Annotated in this window: 29 protein-coding genes; 16 read left to right on the forward strand and 13 right to left on the reverse strand. The window is 62.2% G+C overall.

The features are described 5' to 3' along the window. Nucleotides 1-63: 63 nt before the first annotated feature. Together hemF and aroE are read left to right on the forward strand one after the other, a co-directional pair. A complete protein-coding gene (gene hemF / locus DMX11_RS05225) occupies nt 64-975 on the forward strand; it encodes an oxygen-dependent coproporphyrinogen oxidase (RefSeq protein ID WP_110743514.1) in 912 nt (303 codons plus the stop codon). A gap of 25 nt (nt 976-1,000) precedes the next feature. Then, nucleotides 1,001-1,825, forward strand: coding sequence for a shikimate dehydrogenase (gene aroE, locus DMX11_RS05230; RefSeq protein WP_110743515.1), 825 nt, complete (start codon nt 1,001-1,003; stop codon nt 1,823-1,825). A 128-nt stretch (nt 1,826-1,953) separates the two neighbouring features. Here aroE and DMX11_RS05235 read toward each other — a convergent pair whose 3' ends face one another. The 3 genes from DMX11_RS05235 to betC all read right to left on the reverse strand — a co-directional run bounded on the left by DMX11_RS05235 (nt 1,954) and on the right by betC (nt 6,068). After that, on the reverse strand, nt 1,954-3,519 hold the full coding sequence (locus tag DMX11_RS05235) for a SulP family inorganic anion transporter (RefSeq protein WP_110743516.1): 1,566 nt from the start codon (nt 3,517-3,519) through the stop codon (nt 1,954-1,956). Nucleotides 3,520-3,606: 87 nt separating this feature from the next. After that, nucleotides 3,607-4,536: a choline ABC transporter substrate-binding protein gene (choX, locus tag DMX11_RS05240; protein WP_110743517.1), complete on the reverse strand. Its 930-nt coding sequence runs from the start codon at nt 4,534-4,536 to the stop codon at nt 3,607-3,609. A 14-nt stretch (nt 4,537-4,550) separates the two neighbouring features. After that, nucleotides 4,551-6,068 carry a choline-sulfatase gene (betC, locus tag DMX11_RS05245; protein ID WP_110743518.1) on the reverse strand — a complete coding sequence of 506 codons (1,518 nt, stop codon included), beginning with the start codon at nt 6,066-6,068 and terminating at the stop codon, nt 4,551-4,553. 108 nt (nt 6,069-6,176) lie between these two features. Between betC and DMX11_RS05250 the strand changes: the two genes are divergently transcribed. Then, nucleotides 6,177-7,076, forward strand: coding sequence for a LysR family transcriptional regulator (locus tag DMX11_RS05250; protein ID WP_110743519.1), 900 nt, complete (start codon nt 6,177-6,179; stop codon nt 7,074-7,076). Between the two features lie 20 nt (nt 7,077-7,096). Here DMX11_RS05250 and DMX11_RS05255 read toward each other — a convergent pair whose 3' ends face one another. Beyond that, a complete protein-coding gene (locus DMX11_RS05255; RefSeq protein ID WP_110743520.1) occupies nt 7,097-7,651 on the reverse strand; it encodes an NAD(P)H-binding protein in 555 nt (184 codons plus the stop codon). Between the two features lie 52 nt (nt 7,652-7,703). On the opposite strand from DMX11_RS05255, the gene DMX11_RS05260 reads away from it, so the two are divergent. Continuing rightward, on the forward strand, nt 7,704-8,036 hold the full coding sequence (locus DMX11_RS05260; RefSeq protein WP_110743521.1) for a DOPA 4,5-dioxygenase family protein: 333 nt from the start codon (nt 7,704-7,706) through the stop codon (nt 8,034-8,036). A gap of 94 nt (nt 8,037-8,130) precedes the next feature. Here the strand turns inward: DMX11_RS05260 and trpA are convergent, their stop codons facing one another. Further along, entirely contained in the window at nt 8,131-8,940 is an 810-nt protein-coding gene (trpA, locus tag DMX11_RS05265) for a tryptophan synthase subunit alpha (protein WP_110743522.1), read from the reverse strand. Continuing rightward, entirely contained in the window at nt 8,937-10,154 is a 1,218-nt protein-coding gene (gene trpB, locus DMX11_RS05270; RefSeq protein WP_110743523.1) for a tryptophan synthase subunit beta, read from the reverse strand. The genes trpA and trpB overlap by 4 nt, the downstream gene beginning before the upstream one ends. A gap of 110 nt (nt 10,155-10,264) precedes the next feature. Here trpB and DMX11_RS05275 point away from each other — a divergent pair, with 110 nt between their 5' ends. Continuing rightward, nucleotides 10,265-11,161 carry a LysR family transcriptional regulator gene (locus DMX11_RS05275; RefSeq protein ID WP_110743524.1) on the forward strand — a complete coding sequence of 299 codons (897 nt, stop codon included), beginning with the start codon at nt 10,265-10,267 and terminating at the stop codon, nt 11,159-11,161. On the opposite strand, the gene DMX11_RS05280 is transcribed toward DMX11_RS05275, so the two are convergent. Further along, nucleotides 11,158-11,481, reverse strand: coding sequence for a YqjD family protein (locus DMX11_RS05280; RefSeq protein WP_110743525.1), 324 nt, complete (start codon nt 11,479-11,481; stop codon nt 11,158-11,160). The genes DMX11_RS05275 and DMX11_RS05280 overlap by 4 nt on opposite strands. 150 nt (nt 11,482-11,631) lie before the next feature. On the opposite strand from DMX11_RS05280, the gene DMX11_RS05285 reads away from it, so the two are divergent. Both DMX11_RS05285 and DMX11_RS05290 read left to right on the forward strand, forming a co-directional pair. Then, a complete protein-coding gene (locus DMX11_RS05285) occupies nt 11,632-11,847 on the forward strand; it encodes a dodecin (protein ID WP_003253076.1) in 216 nt (71 codons plus the stop codon). A gap of 101 nt (nt 11,848-11,948) precedes the next feature. Next, a complete protein-coding gene (locus tag DMX11_RS05290; RefSeq protein ID WP_110743526.1) occupies nt 11,949-12,170 on the forward strand; it encodes a DUF1161 domain-containing protein in 222 nt (73 codons plus the stop codon). A 93-nt stretch (nt 12,171-12,263) separates the two neighbouring features. Here DMX11_RS05290 and DMX11_RS05295 read toward each other — a convergent pair whose 3' ends face one another. Next, entirely contained in the window at nt 12,264-13,268 is a 1,005-nt protein-coding gene (locus DMX11_RS05295; RefSeq protein ID WP_110743527.1) for an LLM class flavin-dependent oxidoreductase, read from the reverse strand. A gap of 152 nt (nt 13,269-13,420) precedes the next feature. Here DMX11_RS05295 and DMX11_RS05300 point away from each other — a divergent pair, with 152 nt between their 5' ends. Both DMX11_RS05300 and DMX11_RS05305 read left to right on the forward strand, forming a co-directional pair. Next, nucleotides 13,421-13,846: an OsmC family protein gene (locus DMX11_RS05300; RefSeq protein WP_110743528.1), complete on the forward strand. Its 426-nt coding sequence runs from the start codon at nt 13,421-13,423 to the stop codon at nt 13,844-13,846. Between the two features lie 74 nt (nt 13,847-13,920). Continuing rightward, a complete protein-coding gene (locus DMX11_RS05305) occupies nt 13,921-14,154 on the forward strand; it encodes a DUF1161 domain-containing protein (protein ID WP_110743529.1) in 234 nt (77 codons plus the stop codon). Between the two features lie 36 nt (nt 14,155-14,190). On the opposite strand, the gene DMX11_RS05310 is transcribed toward DMX11_RS05305, so the two are convergent. Further along, entirely contained in the window at nt 14,191-14,604 is a 414-nt protein-coding gene (locus DMX11_RS05310; RefSeq protein WP_110743530.1) for a hypothetical protein, read from the reverse strand. Nucleotides 14,605-14,659: 55 nt separating this feature from the next. Beyond that, on the reverse strand, nt 14,660-15,073 hold the full coding sequence (locus DMX11_RS05315; RefSeq protein WP_110743531.1) for a hypothetical protein: 414 nt from the start codon (nt 15,071-15,073) through the stop codon (nt 14,660-14,662). A gap of 86 nt (nt 15,074-15,159) precedes the next feature. Here DMX11_RS05315 and DMX11_RS05320 point away from each other — a divergent pair, with 86 nt between their 5' ends. Then, a complete protein-coding gene (locus DMX11_RS05320) occupies nt 15,160-16,233 on the forward strand; it encodes an aminopeptidase (protein ID WP_110743532.1) in 1,074 nt (357 codons plus the stop codon). Between the two features lie 105 nt (nt 16,234-16,338). Here DMX11_RS05320 and DMX11_RS05325 read toward each other — a convergent pair whose 3' ends face one another. Continuing rightward, on the reverse strand, nt 16,339-16,989 hold the full coding sequence (locus DMX11_RS05325; protein ID WP_110743533.1) for an HAD family hydrolase: 651 nt from the start codon (nt 16,987-16,989) through the stop codon (nt 16,339-16,341). 59 nt (nt 16,990-17,048) lie between these two features. Further along, on the reverse strand, nt 17,049-17,597 hold the full coding sequence (locus DMX11_RS05330) for a gamma carbonic anhydrase family protein (RefSeq protein WP_110743534.1): 549 nt from the start codon (nt 17,595-17,597) through the stop codon (nt 17,049-17,051). Nucleotides 17,598-17,663: 66 nt separating this feature from the next. On the opposite strand from DMX11_RS05330, the gene prlC reads away from it, so the two are divergent. From prlC to DMX11_RS05355, 5 genes are all read left to right on the forward strand, one after another. After that, entirely contained in the window at nt 17,664-19,751 is a 2,088-nt protein-coding gene (gene prlC / locus DMX11_RS05335; protein WP_110743535.1) for an oligopeptidase A, read from the forward strand. Next, on the forward strand, nt 19,748-20,026 hold the full coding sequence (locus tag DMX11_RS05340; protein ID WP_110743536.1) for a YheV family putative zinc ribbon protein: 279 nt from the start codon (nt 19,748-19,750) through the stop codon (nt 20,024-20,026). Before prlC ends, DMX11_RS05340 begins: the two co-directional genes overlap by 4 nt. An 81-nt stretch (nt 20,027-20,107) precedes the next feature. Continuing rightward, nucleotides 20,108-21,166 carry a PA0069 family radical SAM protein gene (locus tag DMX11_RS05345; protein ID WP_110743537.1) on the forward strand — a complete coding sequence of 353 codons (1,059 nt, stop codon included), beginning with the start codon at nt 20,108-20,110 and terminating at the stop codon, nt 21,164-21,166. A gap of 312 nt (nt 21,167-21,478) precedes the next feature. Next, nucleotides 21,479-22,198: a carbonic anhydrase gene (locus DMX11_RS05350; protein WP_110743538.1), complete on the forward strand. Its 720-nt coding sequence runs from the start codon at nt 21,479-21,481 to the stop codon at nt 22,196-22,198. 192 nt (nt 22,199-22,390) lie between these two features. Further along, a complete protein-coding gene (locus tag DMX11_RS05355; protein ID WP_110743539.1) occupies nt 22,391-23,923 on the forward strand; it encodes a SulP family inorganic anion transporter in 1,533 nt (510 codons plus the stop codon). A 68-nt stretch (nt 23,924-23,991) separates the two neighbouring features. Here DMX11_RS05355 and DMX11_RS05360 read toward each other — a convergent pair whose 3' ends face one another. Further along, nucleotides 23,992-24,633: a hypothetical protein gene (locus DMX11_RS05360; protein ID WP_110743540.1), complete on the reverse strand. Its 642-nt coding sequence runs from the start codon at nt 24,631-24,633 to the stop codon at nt 23,992-23,994. A 369-nt stretch (nt 24,634-25,002) separates the two neighbouring features. Between DMX11_RS05360 and coxB the strand changes: the two genes are divergently transcribed. Beyond that, nucleotides 25,003-26,130 (forward strand): cytochrome c oxidase subunit II, encoded by a 1,128-nt coding sequence (coxB, locus tag DMX11_RS05365; RefSeq protein ID WP_110743541.1) that lies wholly within the window; start codon nt 25,003-25,005, stop codon nt 26,128-26,130. The last annotated feature ends 18 nt before the right edge of the window (nt 26,131-26,148 follow it).

Consider the following 26,148-nt stretch of genomic DNA (forward strand, 5'->3'; position numbering starts at 1 on the left):
GCGCGCGCGCTGGCGGTGGTATGCTACGCGGCGAATTCTTCCCTGCCCGTTCCTGGTGACCCGATGACTAGCCGCACCGAGGCCGTGAAAGCCTACCTGCTCGACCTGCAAGACCGCATCTGCTCTGCCCTCGAAACCGAAGACGGCGGCGCCCGCTTCGTCGAGGACGCCTGGGTGCGCGAAGCCGGGGGCGGGGGCCGTACGCGGGTGATCGGTGACGGCAAGCTGATCGAGAAGGGCGGGGTCAACTTCTCTCATGTGTTTGGTGCCGGCCTGCCGCCATCGGCCAGCGCCCACCGCCCCGAACTGGCGGGCCGTGGCTTTGAGGCCTTGGGCGTGTCGCTGGTGATCCACCCGCACAACCCGCATGTGCCGACCTCCCATGCCAACGTGCGGTTCTTCATCGCCGAAAAAGAAGGTGAAGAGGCTGTGTGGTGGTTTGGTGGCGGCTTTGACCTGACGCCGTACTACGGCCATGAAGAAGACTGCATCCACTGGCACCGCGTGGCCGAACAGGCCTGCGCACCGTTCGGCGCCGACGTGTACCCGCGCTACAAGGCCTGGTGCGACCGCTATTTCCACCTCAAGCACCGTGGCGAGCCACGCGGCATCGGCGGCCTGTTCTTTGATGACCTGAACGAGTGGGACTTCGACACCTGCTTTGCCTTCATCCGCGCCATTGGCGATGCCTTCGTCGATGCCTACCTGCCGATCGTCCAGCGCCGCAAGGACACGCCTTACACCCCGCAGCAGCGCGAGTTTCAGGAGTACCGTCGCGGCCGCTACGTTGAGTTCAACCTGGTCTACGACCGTGGCACCCTGTTTGGCCTGCAGTCGGGCGGGCGTACCGAGTCCATTCTCATGTCGCTGCCACCGCAGGTACGCTGGGGCTATGACTGGAAGGCCACGCCTGGCACTGAAGAAGCACGCCTGACCGAATACTTCCTGCAAGACCGCGACTGGCTTGGCCAGTAAGCCTGTGGACAACCAAGGAGCCGTCATGGACCAGTACGTCGTTTTTGGTAACCCTATCGGCCACAGCAAGTCGCCGCTGATCCACCGCCTGTTCGCCGAGCAGACCGGCGAAGACCTGCAATACGCCACTCTGCTCGCGCCACTGGACGAGTTCAGCGACTGCGCGCGCGGCTTTTTCAAGCAAGGCAGCGGCGGCAACGTCACCGTGCCGTTCAAGGAAGAGGCCTACCGCCTGTGCGACAGCCTGACCCCCCGGGCCCAGCGCGCGGGTGCAGTGAACACGCTGAGCAAGCTGGCTGATGGCACCTTGCAGGGCGACAACACCGATGGTGCAGGCCTGGTGCGTGACTTGACGGTGAATGCCGGGGTCGAGCTGGCCGGCAAGCGTATTCTTATCCTGGGTGCCGGTGGCGCGGTACGTGGGGTGCTGGAGCCGATTCTGGCCCACAAGCCGCAGTCGCTGGTCATCGCCAACCGTACTGTGGAAAAGGCCGAGCAGCTGGCGCGTGAGTTCGATGAACTCGGGCCGGTGGTGGCCAGCGGGTTCGCTTGGTTGCAGGAGCCGGTGGATGTGATCATCAACGCCACTTCGGCGAGTTTGGCTGGTGAATTGCCACCTATTGCCGACAGTCTGGTCGAGGCGGGTCGGACGGTTTGCTACGACATGATGTATGGCAAGGCGCCGACGCCGTTTTGCCAGTGGGCTACCAAGCTGGGGGCTGCCAAGGTACTGGATGGGTTGGGGATGCTGACTGAGCAGGCGGCCGAAGCCTTCTTTATCTGGCGTGGCGTGAGGCCGGACACGGCGCCGGTGTTGGCTGAACTACGCCGGCAACTCGCTCGGGGCTGAGATGGCCGGGGCCGCTTTGCGGCCCTATCGCGACGCAAGGCCGCTCCCACAAAGTAAGTCGTACGCCGCTCTCTGTGGGAGCGGCCTTGCGTCGCGATAGGGCTGCAAAGCAGCCCCAGGACCCAACCTCACTCCTCAAACCGGATTGGGCACAACTCCACCCCTTCCAGCTTCTGCAATTCCTCGATCACCTGCGGCCTGGCCCGGTGCAAGGTCAAGCTCCCCCCCAATCGACGCAACCGCCGTGCCTCGCGGTGCAACATATCCACACCGGAATAATCGATAAAATTCACCTGCCGCGCATCGATCACTACATGCGGCCCCTGGCAGCGCTGCAGGCGCACCTGCAGGTAATGCGCCGCACCAAAGAAAATCGACCCACCTACCCGCAAGACATCCGCGTCCCCTTCGCGGCTTTGCTGCACCCGTGGCCGTGAGGTGCGTTTCAGATAAAAGAACAGTGATGCCAGCACACCGGCATAAATGGCCGTCTGCAACTCCAGCAGCAAGGTCGCCGTCGCCGTCAATGCCATCACCAGGAACTCCGAGCGGCTGACCCGGAACAGCGCGCGGATGGCCCTGTGGTCAACCAACCCCCAGCAGATCAGCAGAATACTGCCAGCCATCGCTGGAATCGGCAGGTGCGCGATCAACCCGGCGCCGCCAACGGCGAACAGCGCCACCCACAGCGCCGAGAACACCCCGGCCATAGGCGAGCGGGCGCCCGCCTCATAGCTCAGGCCCGAGCGGGTGAAGGAACCAGCAGACAGGTAACCAGAGAAAAACGCTCCGGCAATGTTGGACAGCCCCTGTGCTCGAATTTCCTGGTCAGGCTCGATCAGCTGTTCCGACCGGGCCGACAATGAACGGGCGATCGACAGACTGGTGACCAGCCCCAGCATCCCCACCGCCACGGCACTGGGCAGCAGCCGCAGTATCAATTCCACGTCCAACAAGGGCAGCGGGCTGAAGGGCGGCAGTTGCCCGGTGAATGCGGTCACCCTTGGCACATGACCAAACCAGCCCGGCAGTAGCCATGCCAGCAGGCTGACTACGATCAGGCTTATCAACAGGCTGGGCCAGCGTGGGCGCCACAGTTTGAGAACCACGCCAATCACCACAGTGGCCAGGCCAAGGATTAGCGACGGCAGATCGACCTCACCGGCATGGCTGGCCAGGTCTTGCACGGTCTTCAACGCCGTGGACTGGCTGGGCAGGTCCATGCCCAGCAGGTTCGGCAGTTGGCCCAGGGCGATGACGATGGCTGCGCCGAGGGTGAAACCCAGCACCACGGAATGCGATACGAAGTTGACCAACGCGCCAAAGCGCAGCAGCCCTAGCAGCAATTGGAAGATGCCGCCGAGGAAGGTGAGCAGCAGCACCAGGGTGATGTAGTCGGCACTGCCGGCCACGGCCAGTGGGCTGATGCTGGCGTAGAGCACGATGGAAATGGCCGCGGTCGGGCCGCAGATCAGGTGCCAGGAAGAACCCCACAGGCAAGCGATCAGCACTGGAACGATGGCGGCGTACAGCCCGTATTCGGCGGGCAGGCCGGCGATCAGAGCGTAGGCAATGGATTGCGGTAGGGCGAGGATGGCACCGCTCAGGCCCACGAGCAGATCCTGGCGCAGGCTGCGGCCCGACTGGCGGGGAAGCCAGGTGAGGAAGGGCAGCAGCAAAGAGAGGCGATGCATGGGTTATCCACAATCCTTAAGGGTGCGCCAAGCCCTGCGGGAGCGGGCGCGCCCGCTCCCGCAGGGTTGGGGTGTTGCTTTGTAAGATTACAGTTTGGCTTGGACGGCCTCCAGGGCATCACCATCAGCCTTGGTGGTAACTCCGGCCAACCACCCCTCCAACCGTTCAGGATGCGCTTTCACCCATGCCCTGGCCGCCTCATCGAAGCTGATCTTCTTGTCCACCACCTCTGCCATGATGCTGTTTTCCATGTCCAGTGTGAACTTGAGGTTACCCAGCAGCTTCGCGGCATTCGGGCAGGCTTGTGGATAACCTTTGCGGGTAAGCGTGTACACCTCGCCCTTGCTGCCGAACCACTTTTCCCCACCGGTCAGGTAATGCATTTTCAGCTTCACGTTCATCGGGTGCGGGGTCCAGCCGAGGAAGGTGATGAACTGCTGCTTTTTCACCGCACGGTCGACCTGCGCCAGCATCGCCTGCTCGCTGGACTCGACCAGCTTCCACTGGCCGAGGTTGAATTCATTCTTGTCGATGATTTCCTTCAGCGACAAGTTGGCCGGTGCACCAGAGCCGATCCCGTACAGCTTGTTGTCGAACTGGTCGGCATGCTTCTGCAGGTCGGCAAAATCCTTCACCCCGGCATTCCATACGTAGTCGGGCACTGCCAGGGTGAACTCGGTGCCTTCCAGGTTGCGTGACAACTGCTGCACATCGCCATTAGCGATGAACTTGTCATGGAAGCCCTGTTGCGCCGGCATCCAGTTGCCAAGGAACGCATCGACCCGGCCGTCCTTGAGGCCGCCGTAGATGATCGGTACGGCGAGGCTGTCGATCTTCACTTGGTAGCCCAGGCTTTCCAGCAACAGGCGGGCGACAGCGTTGGTGGTGGCGATGTCGCTCCAGCCGGGGTCGGCCATTTTCACGGTGCTGCATTGAGCATCGCTGTCGGCAGCGTGGGCTGTGGCGGTACCCAGGCCCAAGGCCAGGGTGAATACGGCGGCGGAGAACTTGTGCATGACGGCCTCTCTTCTCAATCCATGGGTGCGGGCTGTGGATAACGTGCCTTGCGCTCGAGGTCGTCGAGATCGATGTGGTTACGCATGTACTGTTGGCTGGCGTCCACCAGCGGTTGATGGTCCCAGCTTTTCAGCTTGCCGATGGCCAGCGCCTCGGCCACCAGGCGGCGGCGCCGCTGGCTGGCCAGTACCTGCTGGCGCAGGCTGGGGATGTCCCAGCGCTGCCGCGCTTCATCGACAAATGCCTGCAGCAGCGCCTGGTGGTCCGGGCTGCTGGTGAGGTTCTCCCGCTCGTGCGGGTCGCGGCTCAGGTCATAGAGTAGGCAAGGGTCGTCTTCGCTGTACACGAATTTATAAGGCCCACGGCGGATCATCATGAGTGGGCCGACGGTGCCTTCGGCCATGTACTCGCCAATCACTTCGTCGTGGCCGCCCTGCCCCTGGAGGTGGCCAAGCAGCGAGTGGCCGTCCAGGTGCAGCTGGTTATCCACACCACCACCGGCCAGTTCGACCAAGGTCGGCAGCAAGTCGCAGGTCGATACCGATGCACTGACCCGGCCTGCGGCAAAGCGTGTCGGGGCATGGACCAGCAACGGCACCCGTGCCGACATCTCGAACCAGTGCATCTTGTACCAGAGGCCCCGCTCGCCAAGCATATCGCCGTGGTCGCCGGAGAACACGATCACGGTGTCATCGGCCAGGTTGCATTCCTCCAGGGTCTGCAACAGCTGGCCGATGTTGTCGTCGATGTAGCTGCAGGCACCGAAGTAGGCTCGGCGGGCATCGCGGATCTTTTCCACAGGCAGCGGCTTGTTCCACAGGTCGTATACCTTCAGCAGGCGCTGGGAATGCGGGTCGAGCTCTGCCTGGCTGAATTCGGCGCGGGGCATAGGGATATCCACACCCTCGTAGCGATCCCAATAGCGCTTTGGAATGGTGTACGGATCATGCGGGTGGGTCATCGACACGGTCAGACAGAACGGCCGGCCATCGTTTTCGCGCACATGGTCATAGAGGTACTGGCGCGCCTTGAACACGACTTCCTCGTCGAAATCCAGCTGGTTGGTGCGTACGCATGGCCCGGCCTGCAATACCGAGGACATGTTGTGGTACCAGCTTGGGCGCACGTCGGGCTCATCCCAGTTCACCGCCCAGCCATAGTCGGCCGGGTAAATGTCGCTGGTCAGGCGTTCTTCGTAGCCGTGCAGCTGGTCCGGGCCGCAGAAGTGCATCTTGCCCGACAGCGCGGTGCGGTAGCCCAAGCGGCGCAGGTAGTGGGCGTAAGTGGGTACGTCGGCGGGGAAATCGGCAGCGTTGTCGTAGGCGCCGATGCGGCTGGGCAACTGCCCGCTGACCAGGGTGAAGCGCGACGGCGCGCACAGCGGGCTGTTGCAGTAGGCCGAGTCGAACACCACCGCCTGCTCGGCCAGGCGGCTCAGGTGTGGCATTTGTATCGGCGACGGGCCGTAGATCGGCAGCAAGGGTGCGGCCATCTGGTCGGCCATGATGAACAGGATATTCGGGCGCGTCATGGTGGCTTCCATCGTTGAGGATTATGCGAACCGCTTGCCTACCAAGATGCGACTGTGAATAACATGGGTAAAGCCCATGGCGGGCAATGACTGGGATTAGCCAAGCTTATGTTTGAGCACCTTGCCGAGCTGTCGCTGGATACCTTGCGCGTCTTCGAAGCTGCTGCGCGTCTGCGCGGCTTTACTGCAGCGGCGCTGGAGCTGGGCACTACGCAGCCGGCCGTCAGCCAGCAGGTGAAACGGTTGGAGGCGCAGTTGGGTACGCGCCTGTTCGATCGTATTTACCGGGGTATCGAACTGACCGAGGTCGGCCAGGTGTTGTTCGAACAGGTGCACCAGGGGCTGCAGGCCATGGATGACGGTATTGCCCAGGCCGGCGGGCGCGGCCAGCGCGAAGTGCTGCAGGTGGCCACCGACTTTGCCTTTGCGGCGTTCTGGTTGATGCCAAGGCTGCAGCGCTTTCATGAGGCTTATCCACAGGTGGATGTGAGCTTGGTGACGGGTGAGCGCAGCCAGGGCATGTTGCGCCCGGACATCGATGTGGCGGTGCTGTTTGGCGATGGACGCTTTCACCAAGGAGAAAGCCGCTGGCTATTCGATGAGGAAGTGTTCCCGGTGTGCAGCCCCCATCTGATTCATGGCAAAGCCTTGTCTGCTTTGGCTTTGCAACGATTGCCGCTGCTGCATTTGAAGGGTGAGCAGGCCAGCCGCTGGTTTGACTGGGCGGGGGTATTTCGTGGGTTTGGTGTGGACAGCCCACCGCCGGCGGGGCAGTTGCGGTTTGATAACTATACCTTGCTGATTCAGGCAGCGATTGCCGGGCAAGGGGTGGCGATTGGCTGGGCGCACCTGGTGGATGGGTTGGTGGAGCAAGGGTTGCTGTGTCGGCCGCTGGAGGGGAGTTTACGCTCGGCGCGCGGGTATTACGCGGTGTTGCCACCGCGCAAGCGGCGTGGGGCGTTGATCGAGCGGTTTGTGGATTGGCTGGAGCAGGAGCGCAGCCATTGAGGTCTTGCGGCCCGGACGGTCTAGATAACGAAGTTCAGATGCTCGCCGCGGTGCAGATCCAGCTCCAGCATATCAACCATCCCTGCCGCAACACGTGCCCACCCCGCCTCTGGCAGCTCCTGTGGCGCATTGATCAGTGTCCAGTGCAATGCACTGCGCTGCAGCCCATCAACCACGTGGTCGACACATTCCCGCTCCCCTTCGCTGTACTTGGCCGGCTGATCCAGCACATCGAAATCGCCCACCAACAACAGCCGGCGTATAGTCGTACGCGCAAGCCCCGCCACCAGCGCCTCGCTCAAGCGTGCCTGCCCCGGCAGGTCACCCGGCGCCAGCGCTGGTAACACGGCAATAACCGCCGAGCCGCCCGCTGCGCCCTGCTCCGCCTGGTCGGCATCTCCCAGCCCGCCTATCTTGAAATGCAAGCCAGGGCGTGGCGAGTGACGGTTGAGGTCGTCGACCACTGCGGTGACTTCGTGCTGGCGCGACAGCAGCTCGACCGTCAGGGCATTGCCCAGGCTGCTTTCAGGCCCGAACAAGACCAGCTTGAACACTGGGGTTTCGGCGTTTTTCACTGCATCACTCCCTTTGCAGGTGGTGATGGTTGGACCGCACTCAGGAGTTATCGTGCAGAGGATCAAGGGTTACCACGCCCACATTTACTACGATGCGTCGACCATGGAGCAGGCGCGTGAACTATGCGAGGAAGCGGCGCGGCTATTCCCTGTGACCATGGGGCGCATGCACCAGAAACCGGTGGGGCCGCACCCGGACTGGAGTTGCCAGCTGGCGTTCGGGCCTGAAGTGGTAGGGGTGGTCTTGCCTTGGCTGGCGTTGTACCGCAAGGGCCTGGTGGTATTCATGCATCCGGAAACCGGGGATGAACTGGCGGACCATCGGGATCATGCGATCTGGATGGGGGCCGTGCGGCCATTGAAGTTGTCGATTTTTGGTGGGTAGATTTGTATTGCCTGTGCCGGCCTCGTTCGCGGCGCAAGGCCGCTCCTACAGGGTATTGCGATCACCTTGCAGGAGCGGCGTTGTGCCCTCGCAATCAATTGCGAGCTGAGCGCACCCCTTCAGCCAGTGCCGAGCACAGGCTCAATACATCGGTCACCGCCTGATCTGCACGCTTGGCCTGAGCGATCTTGTCGACCAGCGCCGAGCCCACCACCACGCCATCAGCCAGGCGGGCGATGTTCGCTGCCTGTTCCGGCGTGCGAATGCCGAAGCCAACGCTGATCGGCAGATCGGTATGCCGGCGCAGGCGGTCAATCGCCTCGGTCACATGCTCGGTGGTCGCCGAGCCGGCACCGGTCACACCGGCCACCGACACGTAGTAGACGAACCCGGAGCTGCGCTCCAGCACCCGCGGCAGGCGGGCATCGTCGGTGGTCGGGGTGGTCAGGCGGATGAAGTCGATGCCCGCAGCCTGGGCCGGGGTGGCCAGTTCGGCGTCGTGCTCTGGCGGCAGATCGACGATGATCAAGCCATCGACCCCTGCTTCCTTGGCTTCAGCCACGAACGTGTCCACGCCAAAGCGATGGATCGGGTTGTAGTAGCCCATCAGCACGATCGGCGTGGTCTGGTTATCCACACGGAATTCGCGAACCATCTGCAGCGTCTTAGCCAGGGTCTGGCCGGCTTCCAGGGCGCGTAGGGTGGCGAGCTGGATGGCCACGCCGTCGGCCATCGGATCGGTGAACGGCATGCCCAGTTCGATGACGTCGGCGCCAGCGGCCGGCAGGCCTTTGAGGATCTGCAGTGAGGCGTCGTAGCCCGGGTCGCCTGCGGTAACGAAGGTGACCAGTGCCGAGCGGCCTTCGGCTTTCAGCTCGGCGAAGCGTTGTTCAAGACGGCTCATGCCTGTTTCTCCTGGGCGGCCATGTGGTTCATGACGGTTTGCATGTCTTTGTCACCGCGCCCCGACAGGCAGATCACCATCAGGTGGTCCTTGGGCAGCTTCGGTGCGCGCTTGATCGCTTCGGCCAGGGCGTGGGAGCTTTCCAGGGCCGGGATGATGCCTTCCAGACGGCAGGTGGCGTGGAACGCATCCAGCGCCTCGTCGTCGGTGATGCTGACGTATTCCACGCGCTTCACTTCGTGCAGGTAGGCGTGCTCCGGGCCGATACCTGGGTAGTCGAGGCCGGCGGAAATCGAGTGGGCGTCGGTGATCTGGCCGTCTTCGTCCTGCAGCAGGTAGGTCCGGTTGCCGTGCAAGACGCCCGGTACGCCGCCGTTCAGGCTGGCGGCGTGCTTGTCGGTATGCACGCCGTGGCCACCGGCTTCGACGCCGATGATTTGCACGCTTGGTTCTTCGAGGAACTCATGGAACAGCCCCATCGCGTTGGAGCCACCGCCAACGCAGGCGATCAGGCTGTCCGGCAGACGGCCTTCCTTCTCCTGCAACTGGGCGCGGGTCTCCTTGCCGATGATCGACTGGAAGTCGCGGACCATTGCCGGGTATGGGTGCGGGCCTGCCACGGTGCCGATCAGGTAGAAGGTGTCGTCGACGTTGGTCACCCAGTCACGCAGGGCTTCGTTCATGGCGTCTTTGAGGGTGCCGGTGCCAGCGGTAACCGGGACGATTTCGGCGCCCAGCAGCTTCATGCGGAACACGTTGGCCTGCTGTCGCTCGATATCGGTGGCGCCCATGTAGATCACGCATGGCAGACCGAAGCGTGCGGCGACGGTGGCAGTGGCCACGCCATGCATGCCGGCGCCGGTTTCGGCTATCAGGCGTTTCTTGCCCATGCGCTTGGCCAGCAGTACCTGGCCAATGCAGTTGTTCACCTTGTGCGCGCCGGTGTGGTTGAGTTCTTCACGCTTGAAGAAGATTTTTGCGCCGCCGCAGTGTTCGGTGAGGCGCTCAGCGAAGTACAGCGGGTTGGGGCGGCCAATGTAGTCGCGCTGGAAGTAAGCCAGTTCTTCGAGGAACTTAGGGTCTGCCTTGGCCGCTTCGTATTCGCGGGCCAGGTCCAGCACCAGTGGCATCAGGGTTTCGGCCACGTAGCGGCCGCCGAACGAGCCGAACAGGCCGTTGGCGTCGGGGCCGGGGCGGTATTGGGACTGGGTCATGGGGCGCTCCAGGGCGTAATGAATGAGTGATGGGCTTTACTCTAACCACGGCAAGCCCGTCTGAAAACCGATAAGATTGCGCAAACTTGTCAGAAAAACTCACAGGTATCATGGCCCACGACCTCCCTCCCCTGAATGCCCTCCGCGCCTTTGAGGCAACCGCCCGGCTCAACAGCGTCAGTCAGGCGGCCGAGGCGCTGCATGTCACTCATGGCGCCGTGAGTCGGCAGATCAAGGTGCTGGAAGAACACCTGGGGGTGGCCCTTTTCGTAAAGGACGGGCGTGGCATCAAACTCACAGATGCCGGCGTGCGCCTGCGTGATGCCAGTGGCGAAGCCTTCGACCGCCTGCGCAGCGTGTGTGCCGAACTGAGCCGGGATGTCAGTGAAGCGCCATTTGTACTGGGCTGCTCGGGAAGCCTGCTGGCGCGCTGGTTCATCCCGCGGCTTGGACGGCTCCAGGCGGATTTACCCGAATTGCGTCTGCATCTTTCAGCCGGTGAAGGTGATCTCGACCCGCGGCGGCCGGGGCTGGACGCGCTGCTGGTGTATGCCGAGCCGCCGTGGCCGGCGGACATGCAGGTACATGTACTGGCTGAAGAACGAATAGGGCCGGTCTTGAGCCCACATTTCTCAGGTTTCGAACGTTTGCAGGGGGCACCTGCCCGAGCGCTGATGGGTGAAGCCCTGCTTCACACCACATCGCGGCCGCAAGCCTGGCCTACCTGGGCGGAGCAGCAGGGGCTTGAGCCAACGGCCATCCACTACGGCCAGGCCTTCGAGCACCTTTACTACCTGCTGGAAGCCGCAGTGGCGGGTTTGGGCGTGGCGATCGCGCCACAGCCGCTGGTCGCTGATGACCTGCGGGCGGGTCGCCTGAGTGCGCCGTGGGGCTTCTCCCCTACCCCAGCGGCGCTGGCGCTATGGGTGCCCCGACGCGCCGCGGACGGGCGCGCCGAGCAGCTGGCGCAATGGTTACGGGCGGAGTTGGTGCGGCAGGGCGCTTAGTTGCGCTTGGTCAGCAGGTACGCCGCGAGCAGACCCAGCGCCCCAATAGCTACACCTGCGGTGGTATAGGGATGCTCCTGGGCGTAGTCGCGGGTGGCGATACCGGTCTGGCGGGTGCGCTGTTTCACTTCTTCATACGCATCGCTCAGCAGGCTGCGCGAATGGCGCAGGGCACTCTCAGCGTTGCTGCGCATGGCCTTGACTGACTTCTGGGTTTCTTCGGAGGCATCGTGCTTCAGGTTCTCCAGGCTTTTCAGCAGGCTTTCGATCTCTGCTTCCATGCTTTCCAGGGACGTTTTACGCAGCGAGTTGCGGTGCATGTTGACTCTCCTTTGCAGTATGGGCTGTAAGGATTGCGACCCTTCGGCTGCGGGAAAGTGCGATCGAACTTTCGCTGACGGTGACAGCTCGCAGGTAAACCAGGCCTGCGCTGCTAGGCTCAATTCCATTGTCACCCAAGGAGAGTGCTCATGACCGATCATCACACCTACAAGAAGATCGAACTGGTGGGGTCTTCCCCAACCAGCATCGAAGAGGCGATCAACAATGCCCTGGCCGAAGCCGGCAAGAGCATCAAGCACCTGGAGTGGTTTGAAGTGGTCGATACCCGTGGCCATATTCGCGATAACAAGGCTGCACATTTCCAGGTCACGCTGAAGGTTGGCTTCCGTATCGCCAATAGCTGATACATCGCCAGGCTGGAACAGCCTGGCGGGATGGGGTATTTAGGAAAAGGGCGCCTAGGCGGGCGCCCTTTCTGATTTCATCTGCACAAGGAATGCGAGTGATGACCAAACTGATTCTGGCGCTGGGCCTGATGACCTTGGCTGGCAGTGCGCTGGCAGCGGGCAAGCCGTGTGAGGAGCTGAAGGCGGAAATTGCCGCCAAGCTGGATGCCAAGGGGGTCACCGGCTACAAGCTTGAGATCGTCGACAAAGGCGAACCGGCAGGCAAGGTGATTGGTAGCTGCGAGGCGGGTACCAAGGAAATTGTGTATCGCCGCGGTTGAGTGCTGGCGTGTTCACGGGTTTGCCCGCTCCCACAGGTTCGCCACAGACTCAAGCGTCCGTGCAGTTCCTGTGGGAGTGGGCAAGCCGCAAGCTCACTCGGTTTTCAGGGCCTGCGCCAACAATTCATAGGACCGGATCCGGTCTGCATGCTCGTACAGGTCGCAGGTAAAGATCAGCTCATCCGCCCCGGTCTGCTCCAGCAGCACCTCCACCTTGGCCCGCACCTTCTGCGGGCTGCCGATCATCGCCAAGCCCAGGAAACTGCTCACCGCATCGCGCTCGTGGGGTAGCCACAAGCCATCCATGCTCTCCACCGGCGGCTTCTGCATCAGGCTTTGCCCGCGAATCAGCGCGAGAATGCGCTGGTACACCGAGGTCGCCAGGTACTCGGCCTTCTCATCTGTCTCTGCCACAACCATGGGAATGCCCAGCATCACATACGGTTTGTCCAGCGTGGTGGAAGGCTTGAAGTGATTGCGGTACACGCGGATGGCCTCGTGCATGTAGCGTGGCGCAAAGTGCGAGGCGAAGGCATAACGCATGCCGCGCATGCCGGCCAGCTGGGCGCTGAACAGGCTGGAGCCCAGCAGCCACATCGGCACATCGGTGTCGTGCCCAGGCACGGCGATCACTTTTTGATCATCAGTCCGCGGGCCGAGGTAGCGTGACAACTCCTCGACATCGTCCGGGAAGTCGTCAGGGCCGCCGGCGCGATCGCGGCGCAGGGCATAGGCGGTCATCTGGTCGGAACCTGGGGCACGGCCCAGGCCCAGGTCGATACGCCCAGGGTATAGGCTGGCCAGGGTGCCGAACTGCTCGGCAATCACCAGCGGCGCATGGTTGGGCAGCATGACACCACCAGAACCCACGCGAATAGTGGAGGTGCCACCGGCCAGGTAGCCGATCAGAACCGAAGTGGCAGAGCTGGCGATGCCGTCCATGTTGTGGTGTTCGGCCACCCAGAAGCGGTTGTAGCCAAAGCGCTCGACGTGCTGCGCCAGGTCCAGCGAGTTGCGCAGCGACTGTGCCGGGCCGGCGTCGGCGCGAACGGGCACCAAATCGAGGGTGGAAATCTTCAAGTCACGCAGCTGCGTCATGGGGCCTCCGCAAGAGTGATTGGCCAGAGGCCTTTAAGACTCTGTATGGGCGTATTCGACGGATTCAATGGTTGCCGTGTGATTGCTCTGAACTTGCCGTAGGCGACTGACCTCTGAACCCATAAGCACGTAACCAGCGACAAGGAGGCATCATGAAAAAGACAGCATCGGCAATATGGCAAGGTGGTTTGAAAGAAGGCAAGGGTTTGCTTTCGACTGAAAGCGGCGCACTCAAGCAGAACCCTTATGGCTTCAATACCCGTTTCGAGGGCACGCCAGGAACCAACCCGGAAGAGTTGATCGGGGCGGCGCATGCCGGGTGCTTTTCGATGGCACTGTCCATGATGCTAGGCGAGGCAGGGCTCACTCCTGACAGAATCGACACGGCAGCCGAAGTGACGCTTGAAAAGCAGGCAGATGGCTTTGCCATTACCGCTGTGCACCTGGTGCTCAGGGCCAAGGTGCCTGGCGCCACCGAGGCGCAATTCATGGAGATCGCCAACAAAGCGAAGGAAGGCTGCCCGGTGTCCAAGGTACTGAATGCAAAGATCAGCCTGGATGCTGCGTTGGTGGGCTGAGGCGGCGCAACGATGGCAGTTTGCTGTAGTCTAAACAGCGTCGGCAGCACAACTGCCCTTTCAGGAGCCGTTCCATGATTCGCGTAGCAATCGCCGTGATGGCTTCGCTGGTCGCCACGTCCGCGTTGGCGGCGGTGAAGCCGTGCGAGGAACTAAAAGCCGAGATCGAGGCCAAGATCCAGGCCCAAGGGGTAGCATCCTACACCCTCGAAATCGTGGCCAACAGCGAGGTCAAGGACCAGAACATGGTGGTCGGGACTTGCGATGGTGGGACCAAGAAAATCATTTACCAGAAGAATGATCGGTAGGGTCCCGGACCTTGGGGCCGCTTGGCGGCCCCAGGTTCACGGAATGCAGAACACCTCGCTAGGCTCGTTCACCAGCACCTTGCGGCTTGCGTCATACAGCAGCACCTGCGGTTCCATCACCGGCGCCCGTGCTTCCAGACGATAACGCTCACCGGCCTTGAAGTCGTCAAAGCGCACGGTCAGGTAGCAGGTACGGTCCCGTGGCTCACTCATGATGCCGCCCGAGTAAATCTCGTAATCGAAGCGCACCACCAGTTCGTGCTTGCCCGGCGTTACCTGGAAGTAGCGGCCGTCATCCAGACGCTTGCCATCCAGGCGGTCGGCCATGATCACCCGGCCAGGGGTCATGGTGTAGAGGTCGACCCAGGCCTGCTTGGGGTCGACGGGCGGCAAGGGGCTGGCGCAAGCCCCCAGTGCACTGAGGGCGATCAGCATCATGGGCTGGCGCATGGCAAAGCTCCCACTTGCGATTTACACGCTATAAGCATAGCGCCGTTTGCGCGTGTCAGGTGCGCTGGCAACCCGCCGGCAGGCCTTGGCCAAGCAGTTTCTGCTGCTGGTCGTAGAGTTTGATCCAAGGACGAAAGCCGATGCTGCCGGCTTGCAGTTGGTAGCGCTGCCCGGCGCTGAAGTCCTTGAAGGTCAGTTTCACCTGGCAATCGCGCCACAGCGGCTCTTCGACCGGGCCGATGTTGCTGGGGGTAACCGGGAACTGGTAGCGCACGGTCAGCTCATGGCTACCGGGTTGCACTTCAAAATACCGGTTGTCGGCCCAGTCACGTTCATCCACCTGCACAGCATCAAGCGAGGTGTTGTCGTAGGGGGTGAGGTCGATCCAGGCCTGGTTAGGGTCCGGATCTGGCAACGTCGAACAGGCAGATATCAGCATCAGTGAACCGGCGACCCACAATGCACGCATGGCGAAACTCCCCCTTGGCGAGATAGTCTTGGAGCGAAGTCAGCCTTGAGCGAGTCAGACAGTCCCGGATGCTTCGACTTTTTCTTATGCAGCGCTCAGGCCCTGGGGCACTCGACCGCGTTTTCACCCATTTGGTTCCGCTGGCGGCTGCGCTTCTGCTGAGCGGTTGCAGCAGCGCCGCCTACTACGGGCAGCTGGCGCAGGGGCAGTGGCAGTTGTTGCAGGCGCGGCAACCGGTGGAACAGGTAGTCGCTGACCCGGCTACCCCGCCAGCGTTGCGCGCCCACCTGCAACGGGCTGAACAGGCGCGGGTTTTTGCCAGCCAGCAATTGAAACTGCCCGACAACCGCAGCTACCGGGTCTATGCCGACCTGGGCCGCCCGTACGTGGTCTGGAACGTGTTCGCCACGCCCGAGCTGTCGTTGCAGCCGGTGACGCACTGCTTCCCGATTGCCGGATGCGTGGCCTACCGTGGCTACTATCAGCAAGGGGCAGCGCGTGGGGCGGCGGCACTGATGCGCCAGGGCGGGCTGGATGTGTACGTCGGCGGGGTGGAAGCCTATTCAACCCTGGGCTGGTTCGATGACCCGATCCTGTCTTCGATGATGGGCTGGGGTGACGAGCGCCTGGCGACCTTGATCTTCCATGAGCTGGCCCATCAGCGTTTCTATGTGCAGGACGACACCGAGTTCAACGAGTCGTTTGCCTCGTTTGTCGAGCAGGAAGGCACGCGGCAATGGCGAGCGGCACGTGGCCTTGCGGCGGTTGGCGGGGATCAGGGAAAGCAGCGCGACCAGTTTATCCGCCTGGTGCTGGGCAGCCGTGAGCGATTGCAGGCGATTTATGCAGGGCCGTTGGATGATGCGCACAAGCGCCAGGCCAAACAGCGCGAGTTTGAGCGTTTGAGGCGTGAATACCGGCAGGTGCGTGATGGCCAGTGGGGCGGTGACAAGCGCTATGACGCCTGGATGTATGGGCCGATGAATAACGCCAAGCTGTTGCCGTTCGGGCTCTATGATCAGTGGGTGCCGGCGTTTGCGGCGCTGTTTCGTGACGCGGGTGGGGATTGGGCTCGGTTTTACGAGCGGGTCGAGCAGTTGGGGCGGTTGTCTACTGAAGAAAGAAAAGCGGCGCTGCAGCGTCTGATGGTTAGCCAGTGAGGTAAGGGGCCGCTTTGCGGCCCATCGCGACACAAGGCCCCCACAAAGGCCCTGCGTACGCCGATCGATGTGGAAGGGCCGGCAGCAAAGCAGCCCTGCTGGCACTCAAGGCTTGCTAAAAGCCTGATGCAAATCGGCTACCGTGGCGAAGTGGAAAGCGGGTTCTTCCGCCATCAACTCTTCGCTGGTACCAAACCCATACCCCACCGCTACGGCCTGCAAGCCATTGCTGTGCGCGCCGATCAGGTCATGCTTGCGGTCCCCGATCATCAGGGTTTGCGCCGGGTCCAGCCGTTCTTCATCCAATAAATGGCGAATCAGCTCGACCTTGTTGGTGCGCGTGCCGTCCAGTTCGCTGCCGTAGATCACCTTGAAGTGGTGGTCGAAGGCGAAATGCCGGGCGATTTCGCGGGCGAATTCCCACGGCTTGGAGGTGGCGATGTACAGCGTGCGGCCCTGCCCGTTCAGGGCTTCGAGCAACTCCGGCACACCTTGGAACACCAGGTTCTCGTACAGGCCGGTGACGCGGAAACGCTCCCGGTAGAAGTTCACCGCATCCCAGGCCTTGGCTTCGTCGAAGCTGTAGAACTGCATGAAAGCCTGCAGCAAGGGTGGGCCGATGAAGTGTTCGAGGCGGGCCAGGTCCGGTTCGTCGATGCCCAGCTTGGCCAGGGCGTACTGGATCGAGCGTGTGATGCCCAGGCGTGGGTCGGTCAGGGTACCGTCGAGGTCGAAAAGGATGTTTTGCTGGTGCATGTAAAGGGTTCCACTTCAGTGCTGCGTGGCCATCTTCGCGGACCTGCCCGCGAATGCGCTCATTCAGGTTGATCGTAGCCTTCGGCCAGGTGCTGGTCCTTGAGCTTCACATAATTGCCGGCGCTGTAGGCAAAGAACGCACGCTCCTTGTCGTTCAGCAACCGGGCCTGTTTTACCGGGCTGCCCATATACAGGTAGCCACTGACCAGGCGTTTGCCGGGCGGTACCAGGCTTCCGGCACCGATGACCACTTCGTCCTCGACGATGGCGCCGTCCATGATGGTGCTGCCCATACCCACCAGAATGCGATTGCCCAAGGTGCAGCCATGCAGCATCACTTTGTGACCGATGGTCACTTCGTCGCCGATGATCAAGGGGAACCCGTCGGGGTTGAACGGGCCAGCGTGGGTGATGTGCAGCACGCTGCCATCCTGCACGCTGGTGCGCGCACCGATACGGATGCGGTGCATGTCGCCGCGTATTACTGTCAGTGGCCAGATCGAGCTGTCTTCGCCGATCTCCACGTCGCCCAACACCACCGCCGAACGGTCGACGAATGCCTTGGGCCCCACTTTTGGAGTGTGTTGCTGGAAGCTGCGAATGGCCATGATAGCGTCTCTCATCTGTGCCGATAGGCAGGCTGCCTGCTGCGGTCGGCGTCGATTGTAATTAAGATGGGGCAGTGTTTCTTCTGCCAAGGTATCCGAACCGTGAGTGCGAACAACCCACTTCTGCAGTCCTACGATCTGCCGCCCTTCTCGCAAATCCGTGCCGAACACGTGTTGCCGGCGATCGAAGCGATCCTGGCCGACAACCGTAAAGCCATTGCCGAGATCCTCGAAAAGCAGGGCAACAACCCTACCTGGGCCGGCTTGGTGCTGGCCATGGACGAACTGAACGACCGCCTGGGCGCCGCCTGGAGCCCGGTCAGCCACCTCAATGCGGTGTGCAACAGCGCCGAGCTGCGCGAGGCTTACGAGTCTTGCCTGCCAGCCCTGAGCGCCTACTCTACCGAACTGGGCCAGAACCGTGCGTTGTTCGAAGCCTACCAGGCGTTGATCAACAGCCCTGAGGCTGCCAGCTTCGACGTGGCGCAAAAGACTATCCTCGAGCACGCCCTGCGTGACTTCCGCTTGTCGGGTATCGACCTGCCGGCGGATAAGCAGCAGCGCTACGCCGAAGTGCAGAGCAAGCTCAGCGAGCTGGGCAGCCGCTTCTCCAACCAGCTGCTCGACGCCACTCAGGCCTGGACCAAGCACGTTACCGATGAAGCTGCACTGGCCGGCCTGACCGACTCGGCCAAGGCGCAGATGGCCGCCGCCGCCCAGGCCAAGAGCCTCGATGGCTGGCTGATCACCCTGGAGTTCCCCAGCTATTACGCGGTCATGACCTACGCCAGCGACCGCGCCCTGCGCGAAGAGGTGTACGCGGCCTATTGCACCCGCGCCTCGGACCAGGGCCCGAACGCCGGCCAGAACGACAACGGCCCGGTGATGCAGGACATCCTCGACCTGCGCCAGGAGCTGGCCGAGCTGCTGGGCTACCAGAACTATGCAGAGCTGAGCCTGGCGACCAAGATGGCCGAGTCCAGCGACCAAGTGCTGAGCTTCCTGCGTGACTTGGCCAAGCGCTCCAAGCCGTTCGCCGCCCAGGACCTGCAGCAGCTCAAGGCCTATGCTGCCGAGCAGGGCTGCCCTGAGCTGGCCAGCTGGGACGCCGGCTACTATGGCGAGAAACTGCGAGAGCAGCGCTACAGCGTGTCGCAGGAAGCCCTGCGTGCCTACTTCCCGATCGACAAGGTGCTGGGTGGCCTGTTCAGCATCGTGCAGCGCCTGTACGGCATTGAAATCGCCGAGCTCAAGGGCTTCGACAGCTGGCACCCGGACGTGCGCCTGTTCGAAATCAAAGAAAACGGCCAGCATGTCGGCCGCTTCTTCTTCGACCTGTATGCCCGCGCCAACAAGCGCGGCGGTGCCTGGATGGACGGCGCCCGCGACCGTCGCCGCACTGCCGCCGGCCAGCTGCAGAGCCCAGTGGCCAACCTGGTGTGCAACTTCACCCCCGCCGCGCCTGGCAAACCAGCATTGCTGACCCACGATGAGGTCACCACCCTGTTCCACGAATTTGGCCATGGTCTGCATCACATGCTGACCCGCATCGAGCATGCCGGTGTGTCCGGCATCAATGGCGTGGCGTGGGATGCGGTCGAGCTGCCAAGCCAGTTCATGGAAAACTGGTGCTGGGAGCCTGAAGGCCTTGCCCTGATCTCCGGCCATTATGAAACCGGTGCGGCCCTGCCCCAGGACCTGCTGGACAAGATGCTGGCGGCGAAGAACTTCCAGTCGGGCATGATGATGGTGCGCCAGCTGGAGTTCTCGCTGTTCGACTTCGAGCTGCATGCCAGCCATGGCGATGGCCGCAGCGTGCTGCAGGTGCTTGAAGGCGTGCGCGATGAGGTGTCGGTCATGCGCCCTCCCGCGTACAACCGCTTCCCGAACAGCTTTGCGCACATCTTTGCGGGCGGTTACGCGGCCGGCTACTACAGCTACAAATGGGCCGAAGTGCTGTCGGCTGACGCCTTCTCGCGCTTCGAGGAAGAAGGCGTACTGAATGCCGAGACCGGCCGCGCCTTCCGTGAGGCAATTCTGGCCCGCGGCGGCTCGCGCGAGCCGATGGAGCTGTTCGTCGACTTCCGTGGCCGTGAGCCATCCATCGATGCATTGCTGCGCCACAGTGGCCTGACCGAGGCCGTGGCGGCATGAGTGAGGTAGCTGTGAACAAAACCAAGAAACGCTTCATTGCCGGGGCCGTGTGCCCGGCATGCAGCGAGCCCGACAAGTTGATGATGTGGAACGAAGACGATGTACCGCACCGCGAGTGCGTGGCCTGCGGCTTTACCGACACCCTCAACGAGCAGGGCTTGTCGGTGCCGAAGGAGCTCGGCACCCGGGTCAACCATCTGCAACCGAAAGCCGCCCCGGCCAAGGTTCAGACGGTGCAATTCTTCCCTAATCCGAAGCTGAAGAAGCCGGAGTAGGCCCACGCCTGTCGGACCAGAGGCGCTGGTGGAATCACGGTTGACGATATACTGTATGTAAATACAGTATTGGAGTTGACCATGATTCCTCCTGCACCGCAAAAGGGCCGTGGTACGGCACACAACCCCCACAACCGCTTCGCGCCGAACCACTCGGTAGCAGAGGATGATGGCTGGTACCAAGAAGTGCCGCCAAGCCAAGGGACCGAGGTGCGGATCGAGACGGCAAAGTCGGTGATCAGCCGCAACACCTCACCTGATCTGCCCTTCGACCGATCCATCAACCCTTACCGCGGTTGCGAACACGGCTGTATTTATTGCTATGCCCGCCCCTCCCACGCGTACTGGGATCTGTCCCCTGGGCTGGATTTCGAGACCAAGCTCATTGCCAAGACCAACGCTGCCGAGGTGCTGGCGCAGCAATTGAGCAAACCGGGCTATGTGTGTGCGCCGATCAACCTGGGCTCCAATACCGATCCATACCAGCCCATTGAGCGGGATCAGATGCTCACGCGTCGCCTGCTTGAGGTGCTGCTGCGTTTTCGCCATCCGGTGACCATCGTCACCAAGGGCTCGCTGGTACTGCGCGACCTCGACCTGCTCGCCGAGATGGCCCGCCAGCGCCTGGCAAGGGTGATGATCAGCCTGACCACGCTGGACGACGACCTCAAGCGCGTGCTCGAACCCCGGGCGGCCTCACCCGGTGCGCGGCTGCGTGCCATCCGGGTATTGCGTGACGCGGGCGTGCCTGTGGGGGTGCTGTGCTCGCCGATGATTCCGATGATCAACGACAGTGAACTCGAACGCCTGCTGGAGGCGGCCAAGGAGGCCGGTGCGCAAAGTGCGGCCTACATGATGCTGCGGCTGCCGCTGGAGGTGGCGCCGTTGTTTGAGCAGTGGTTGCAGGATCATTACCCGCAGCGGGCAACGCATGTCCTGAGCCTGATTCGCCAGACCCGTGGTGGCGAGCTGTATGACAGCCGCTTCGGCGCGCGCATGCGCGGTGAAGGGGTGTTTGCCGAATTACTGGCCCAGCGCTTCGCCAAGGCCATGAAACGCCTTGAGTTCGAGGGGCGGGATGCGCAGGCGCTGGATTGCTCCGCATTCTGCCGTCCGGGTGGGCAGATGGCGTTGTTCTGAAATACCACAGGGCTGCGCTCCTGCAGTGGGCGTATTGCCAGCCCCGAATCCCACTCATCCAAGTTGATAATTGCGCTAATACATATTGGCAACTGATGTTTTTTTGCTATTATTCAGTTCCCGCCTTTTTCATCTGGAACGCCCGTTCTAGAGCCCTCGAATTAAGTTTCAGTTAAGTTTTCCCCGCTAGCGTAGGAAACCAGTCCACACCGACTGTGATCTATGGTCCGTGCGAGTCATCTAATACCCTGCATAGCCAGAATCTTTCACCGGTAAAATGGATTTACCTACACACCGTCAAGAGGATGAATCATGCCCGTCAAGGACCCATCCAAGGTCGTACCGCAGGTCCCCGCGGAAAGCGCCGATGCTGCTTTTAAGCACATCGTCGACGGCTTCCTGCGCTTTCACCATGATGTGTTCCCCGATCAGCAAGAGCTGTTCAAGAAACTCGCCACCGCGCAAACGCCTCGCGCCATGTTCATTACCTGCGCCGATTCGCGCATCGTGCCCGAGCTGATCACTCAGAGCTCGCCAGGCGACCTGTTCGTGACCCGTAACGTGGGTAACGTGGTACCGCCTTACGGCCAGATGAACGGCGGCGTTTCCAGCGCCATCGAATACGCCGTAATGGCGCTTAAAGTGCACCACATCATCATCTGTGGTCACTCTGACTGTGGCGCCATGCGTGCAGTACTCAACCCGCAGTCGCTGACCAAGATGCCTACCGTCGGCGCCTGGTTGCGCCACGCTGAAGTGGCTCGCACCGTGGTCGAGAACAATTGCTCCTGCGGCAGCGAGCACGAGACGATGCAAGTGCTGACCAAAGAGAACGTGATCGCCCAGCTGCATCACTTGCGCACCCATCCTTCGGTGGCTTCGCGCCTGGCAGCCGGTGAGCTGTTCATTCATGGTTGGGTGTACGACATCGAGACCAGCAAGATCGAAGCCTACGACGCTGCCAGCGACAGCTTCATGCCCTTGGCCGCTGGTGAACCAGTTCCCTGCGCCACTCCGAGAGGCCGCTACTAAGCGACCCGTCCGCCGCTAGAACCTTGATAGCCGGCTGCACCCTGTAGGGGTGTGGCGCGGCCTTCGGCTGCCTTGAATTCCCTGACTGCCCTGCCGGCGTGCTCGCTGGCGGCCCGCGCCTGCGCGCCTGTCAGGGGCAAACGTGCCCACGGCCAGGGGAATGGCCGTGCGACTAGAGAAAGGAGAAACACGGTGAACATTACACAGTTGAAAGCGGCCCTGCCGCGTGAGTTGCTGGCGTCGGTGGTGGTCTTCCTGGTGGCCCTGCCGTTGTGCATGGGCATTGCGATCGCTTCTGGCATGCCGCCGGCAAAAGGCCTGATTACCGGGATTATCGGCGGTATTGTCGTCGGTTTCCTGGCCGGGTCCCCACTACAGGTCAGCGGCCCCGCTGCCGGTCTGGCGGTACTGGTGTTCGAGCTGGTACGCCAGCACGGCATGGCCATGCTCGGGCCAATCCTGTTGTTGGCCGGCGTATTGCAGTTGCTGGCCGGTCGCTTGCGCCTGGGCTGCTGGTTCCGCGTGACCGCGCCGGCGGTGGTTTACGGCATGCTCGCGGGGATTGGCGTGTTGATCGTGCTTTCGCAGGTGCATGTGATGTTCGACACGGCGCCGCAACCGTCGGGCCTGCAGAACCTGCTGGAATTCCCGGCAACTTTGTCGGCAGCCCTGCCACAGGAGAGCACGGGCTCCGGCTGGATGGCCGGTGCGCTGGGGCTTGGGACCATCGCCATCATGTGGGGCTGGGAGCGCTTGCGGCCGCAGCGGCTGCGTTTCGTGCCGGGTGCATTACTCGGCGTGGCCAGCATGACCGCTATCAGCATGTGGCTAGCCTTGCCGGTGAACCGTGTGCAGGTACCGGCTGACCTGTCCGAGGCCATCGACTGGCTTCGTCCGGAGGACCTGATGCAGCTGGCCGACCCTACCCTGCTGGTCGCCGCCTTTGCCCTGGCGTTCATTGCCAGTGCCGAAACCTTGCTGTCGGCCGCAGCAGTGGACCGCATGCACAGCGGCCAGCGTTCGGACTTCGACCGCGAGCTGTCGGCCCAGGGTATCGGCAACATGCTGTGCGGGGTGCTCGGTGCCCTGCCGATGACCGGGGTGATCGTGCGCAGCTCGGCCAACGTCCAGGCCGGGGCACAAACCCGGGCGTCGGCGATCTTCCATGGCTTGTGGTTGCTGGCCTTCGTGGTAGCGCTGAGCAGCGTGCTGCAGCAGATCCCGGTGGCGAGCCTGGCGGGGGTGCTGGTGTTTACCGGGGTCAAACTGGTCGACTTCAAGGCATTTCGCGGGCTGGGCCGTTATGGGCGCATGCCGATGTTCACGTACGCGGCGACTGCGCTGGCGATCATCTTCACCGACCTGCTGACCGGTGTACTGCTGGGCTTTGCCCTGACCTTGCTGAAGCTGGCGTTCAAGGCGGCGCGGCTGAAGATCAACCTGGTGAGCCTGGCCAAGGATGGGCACATGGAGTTGCGCCTCAGCGGCGCGGCGACGTTCCTGAAGGTGCCGGCGCTGACCCAGGTGCTGGATACCGTACCGGCGGGCACCACGCTGCATGTGCCGCTGGGGAACCTGAGCTATATCGACCACTCGTGCCTTGAGTTGCTGGAGGACTGGAGCCGCAGCAATTCTGCCAATGGGTCACGGTTGCTGATAGAGCAGCGGCGCCTGAAGCGGCGGATCGAGGGGCGCTTGCGGACCACGGCGGGGGTTGGGGCATAGGGCCGCCGTCATTGTTGCCTGATCCGGCCTCTTCGCGGGCTCGCCCGCTAAAGGCCGGGACAGGAAAATCAGGCTGGCTGCCCTAGCTCGACACCTAGCTGGCGCGACAGGCAAGGCCAGCGCTTCCACGCCTCGCCGGTGGCCGGGCTGCTCAGTTTCTCCCGATAAGCCTCCACCGATTCAACCGCAAAGCTCTCGTCGTTGAGCATTTCGTCAACCGAGTGGTGCACCACTTCATCCAGCTGGTTGGCAAAGCTTTCGCCAATCAACTGGTGGGCGATCAGGTTGGCGACAGTGGTGTCGACCGGAATCAACGGCTGCTGGAAATGGCGGATGTACAGGTCGTTCACCTCTTCCACCAGGCGGTGTGCCAAGTAGGCCTCGTCCAGCAGGCAGTCCAGGCCGACATGACCTTGCATCACGCTGGGCGGCTGCAGAAAGTAGGCCTCGGCAATTTTCAGCACAGGTGTGATCTGCGATTCGATGCCGGCCTCGCGGGCGACCTCGTGGGCGGCCTCCAGCAGTTCCGGAACCTGGTCAATGTAGGCGCTGACGAAGCGCGCCAAAGTACCCTGGGCGTCCTGCTCAGGCAGTTGGATCGAGGGATGCAGGTGGGGCAGTTGCAGCTCGAGACGCAGTTTCAATTGGCCGGTCTGGCCTTCATGTTGATGGGCTTGGCTTACCTGCTCGCGTACAGCAGCGATGTTCATGACAACTCCAGGGACATTACGTTTCAAACGGAAGACACTAAATTAGCTCGGTATACAGAATACCTAAGACGTATTTGTTATAAATCACGCAAACGTGTGCGCAATCAGGCATATCGGATTGCCATTATTTGGCCATACCCTATCAAGCACGCGGTTTTCGGGCTATTTCCTCTTTTCATGAAGTTCATTTCACAGGCTTCATTGCGTGCCATTGGTCGCTGTCTATACTCCCGTTGAACGTGATTCGTTGATGAGGCCCAGCTGCTTTTAGCAGGGGCTCGGTCGTCGAAGCCAGGCAGTCTTGACCGCCGTTCCCTCTTGCCGCAGGCCACGCCTCCGGGACAACAAGAACGAGAAGGGGAACCCGCAATGATGCGACATCCACATGTCTGGATGGGCCTCCTGTTGTGGTCGGTTTTTGGTCAGGCCAACGCTGCCTGGACCGTGAACATGCACCCGGGGGCGACGGAAGTCTCCAACGCCGTCTTCGACCTGCACATGATCATCTTCTGGATCTGCGTGATCATCGGCATCGTGGTGTTTGGCGCGATGTTCTGGTCGATGGTCATCCACCGTCGCTCCACCGGCCAACAGGCCGCGCACTTCCACGAGCACACCTGGGTGGAAATTCTCTGGACCGTGATCCCGTTCCTGATCCTGGTGGCCATGGCCATCCCGGCCACCAAGACCCTGATCGACATCTACGACGCCAGTGAGTCGGACATCGACATCCAGGTCACCGGCTACCAGTGGAAGTGGCATTACAAGTACTTGGGCCAGGACGTGGAGTTCTTCAGCAACCTGGCCACCCCCGCCGAGCAGATCCACAACCAAGCGCCCAAGGACGAGCACTACCTGCTTGAGGTCGACCAGCCGCTGGTGCTGCCGGTGGGCGCCAAGGTGCGCTTCCTGGTGACTGCTGCCGACGTGATTCATTCCTGGTGGGTGCCGGCCTTCGCGGTAAAGCGCGACGCCATCCCCGGTTTCGTCAACGAAGCCTGGACCCGTATCGAAAAACCCGGCATCTACCGCGGCCAGTGTACCGAGCTGTGCGGCAAGGACCACGGCTTCATGCCGGTGGTGGTCGAGGTCAAGTCCAAGGCCGACTACGACACCTGGCTGGGCGAGCGCAAGGCTGAAGCCGCCAAGCTCAAGGAACTGACCAGCAAGGAATGGACCCTGGAAGAGCTGGTGGAGCGCGGCGACAAGGTCTACCACACCACCTGCGTAGCCTGTCACCAGGCCGAAGGCCAAGGCCTGCCGCCGATGTTCCCGGCGCTCAAGGGCTCGAAGATTGCCACCGGGCCGAAGGAAGGCCATCTGGGCATTGTCTTCCATGGCAAACCCGGCACGGCCATGGCCGCTTTTGGCAAGCAGCTGTCGGAAGTCGATATCGCTGCTGTGGTCACCTACGAGCGCAATGCCTGGGGCAACAACAAAGGCGACATGGTCACGCCCAAGGACGTGCTGGCGCTGAAGCAGGCAGAAGCCAAGTGAACCGGGTTACTCGCGGCA

The organism is Pseudomonas sp. LB-090624, from assembly GCF_003205205.1.
In the GTDB taxonomy this organism is placed as follows: domain Bacteria; phylum Pseudomonadota; class Gammaproteobacteria; order Pseudomonadales; family Pseudomonadaceae; genus Aquipseudomonas.

Excerpts from the sequence above, each read along its gene's own strand:
- prlC (WP_110743535.1), top strand. The coding sequence starts at position 17,664 with ATGGGGCAGTGTTTCTTCTGCCAAGGTATCCGAACCGTGAGTGCGAAC.
- DMX11_RS05360 (WP_110743540.1), bottom strand. The coding sequence starts at position 24,633 with ATGAACATCGCTGCTGTACGCGAGCAGGTAAGCCAAGCCCATCAACAT.
- DMX11_RS05235 (WP_110743516.1), bottom strand. The coding sequence starts at position 3,519 with ATGCATCGCCTCTCTTTGCTGCTGCCCTTCCTCACCTGGCTTCCCCGC.
- DMX11_RS05310 (WP_110743530.1), bottom strand. The coding sequence starts at position 14,604 with ATGCGCCAGCCCATGATGCTGATCGCCCTCAGTGCACTGGGGGCTTGC.
- DMX11_RS05280 (WP_110743525.1), bottom strand. The coding sequence starts at position 11,481 with ATGCACCGCAACTCGCTGCGTAAAACGTCCCTGGAAAGCATGGAAGCA.
- DMX11_RS05340 (WP_110743536.1), top strand. The coding sequence starts at position 19,748 with ATGAGTGAGGTAGCTGTGAACAAAACCAAGAAACGCTTCATTGCCGGG.
- DMX11_RS05345 (WP_110743537.1), top strand. The coding sequence starts at position 20,108 with ATGATTCCTCCTGCACCGCAAAAGGGCCGTGGTACGGCACACAACCCC.
- DMX11_RS05325 (WP_110743533.1), bottom strand. The coding sequence starts at position 16,989 with ATGCACCAGCAAAACATCCTTTTCGACCTCGACGGTACCCTGACCGAC.
- DMX11_RS05250 (WP_110743519.1), top strand. The coding sequence starts at position 6,177 with ATGTTTGAGCACCTTGCCGAGCTGTCGCTGGATACCTTGCGCGTCTTC.
- DMX11_RS05275 (WP_110743524.1), top strand. The coding sequence starts at position 10,265 with ATGGCCCACGACCTCCCTCCCCTGAATGCCCTCCGCGCCTTTGAGGCA.
- DMX11_RS05350 (WP_110743538.1), top strand. The coding sequence starts at position 21,479 with ATGCCCGTCAAGGACCCATCCAAGGTCGTACCGCAGGTCCCCGCGGAA.
- trpA (WP_110743522.1), bottom strand. The coding sequence starts at position 8,940 with ATGAGCCGTCTTGAACAACGCTTCGCCGAGCTGAAAGCCGAAGGCCGC.
- DMX11_RS05285 (WP_003253076.1), top strand. The coding sequence starts at position 11,632 with ATGACCGATCATCACACCTACAAGAAGATCGAACTGGTGGGGTCTTCC.
- DMX11_RS05330 (WP_110743534.1), bottom strand. The coding sequence starts at position 17,597 with ATGGCCATTCGCAGCTTCCAGCAACACACTCCAAAAGTGGGGCCCAAG.
- DMX11_RS05290 (WP_110743526.1), top strand. The coding sequence starts at position 11,949 with ATGACCAAACTGATTCTGGCGCTGGGCCTGATGACCTTGGCTGGCAGT.
- choX (WP_110743517.1), bottom strand. The coding sequence starts at position 4,536 with ATGCACAAGTTCTCCGCCGCCGTATTCACCCTGGCCTTGGGCCTGGGT.
- trpB (WP_110743523.1), bottom strand. The coding sequence starts at position 10,154 with ATGACCCAGTCCCAATACCGCCCCGGCCCCGACGCCAACGGCCTGTTC.
- aroE (WP_110743515.1), top strand. The coding sequence starts at position 1,001 with ATGGACCAGTACGTCGTTTTTGGTAACCCTATCGGCCACAGCAAGTCG.
- DMX11_RS05300 (WP_110743528.1), top strand. The coding sequence starts at position 13,421 with ATGAAAAAGACAGCATCGGCAATATGGCAAGGTGGTTTGAAAGAAGGC.
- DMX11_RS05305 (WP_110743529.1), top strand. The coding sequence starts at position 13,921 with ATGATTCGCGTAGCAATCGCCGTGATGGCTTCGCTGGTCGCCACGTCC.
- betC (WP_110743518.1), bottom strand. The coding sequence starts at position 6,068 with ATGACGCGCCCGAATATCCTGTTCATCATGGCCGACCAGATGGCCGCA.
- hemF (WP_110743514.1), top strand. The coding sequence starts at position 64 with ATGACTAGCCGCACCGAGGCCGTGAAAGCCTACCTGCTCGACCTGCAA.
- DMX11_RS05295 (WP_110743527.1), bottom strand. The coding sequence starts at position 13,268 with ATGACGCAGCTGCGTGACTTGAAGATTTCCACCCTCGATTTGGTGCCC.
- DMX11_RS05320 (WP_110743532.1), top strand. The coding sequence starts at position 15,160 with ATGCAGCGCTCAGGCCCTGGGGCACTCGACCGCGTTTTCACCCATTTG.
- coxB (WP_110743541.1), top strand. The coding sequence starts at position 25,003 with ATGATGCGACATCCACATGTCTGGATGGGCCTCCTGTTGTGGTCGGTT.
- DMX11_RS05315 (WP_110743531.1), bottom strand. The coding sequence starts at position 15,073 with ATGCGTGCATTGTGGGTCGCCGGTTCACTGATGCTGATATCTGCCTGT.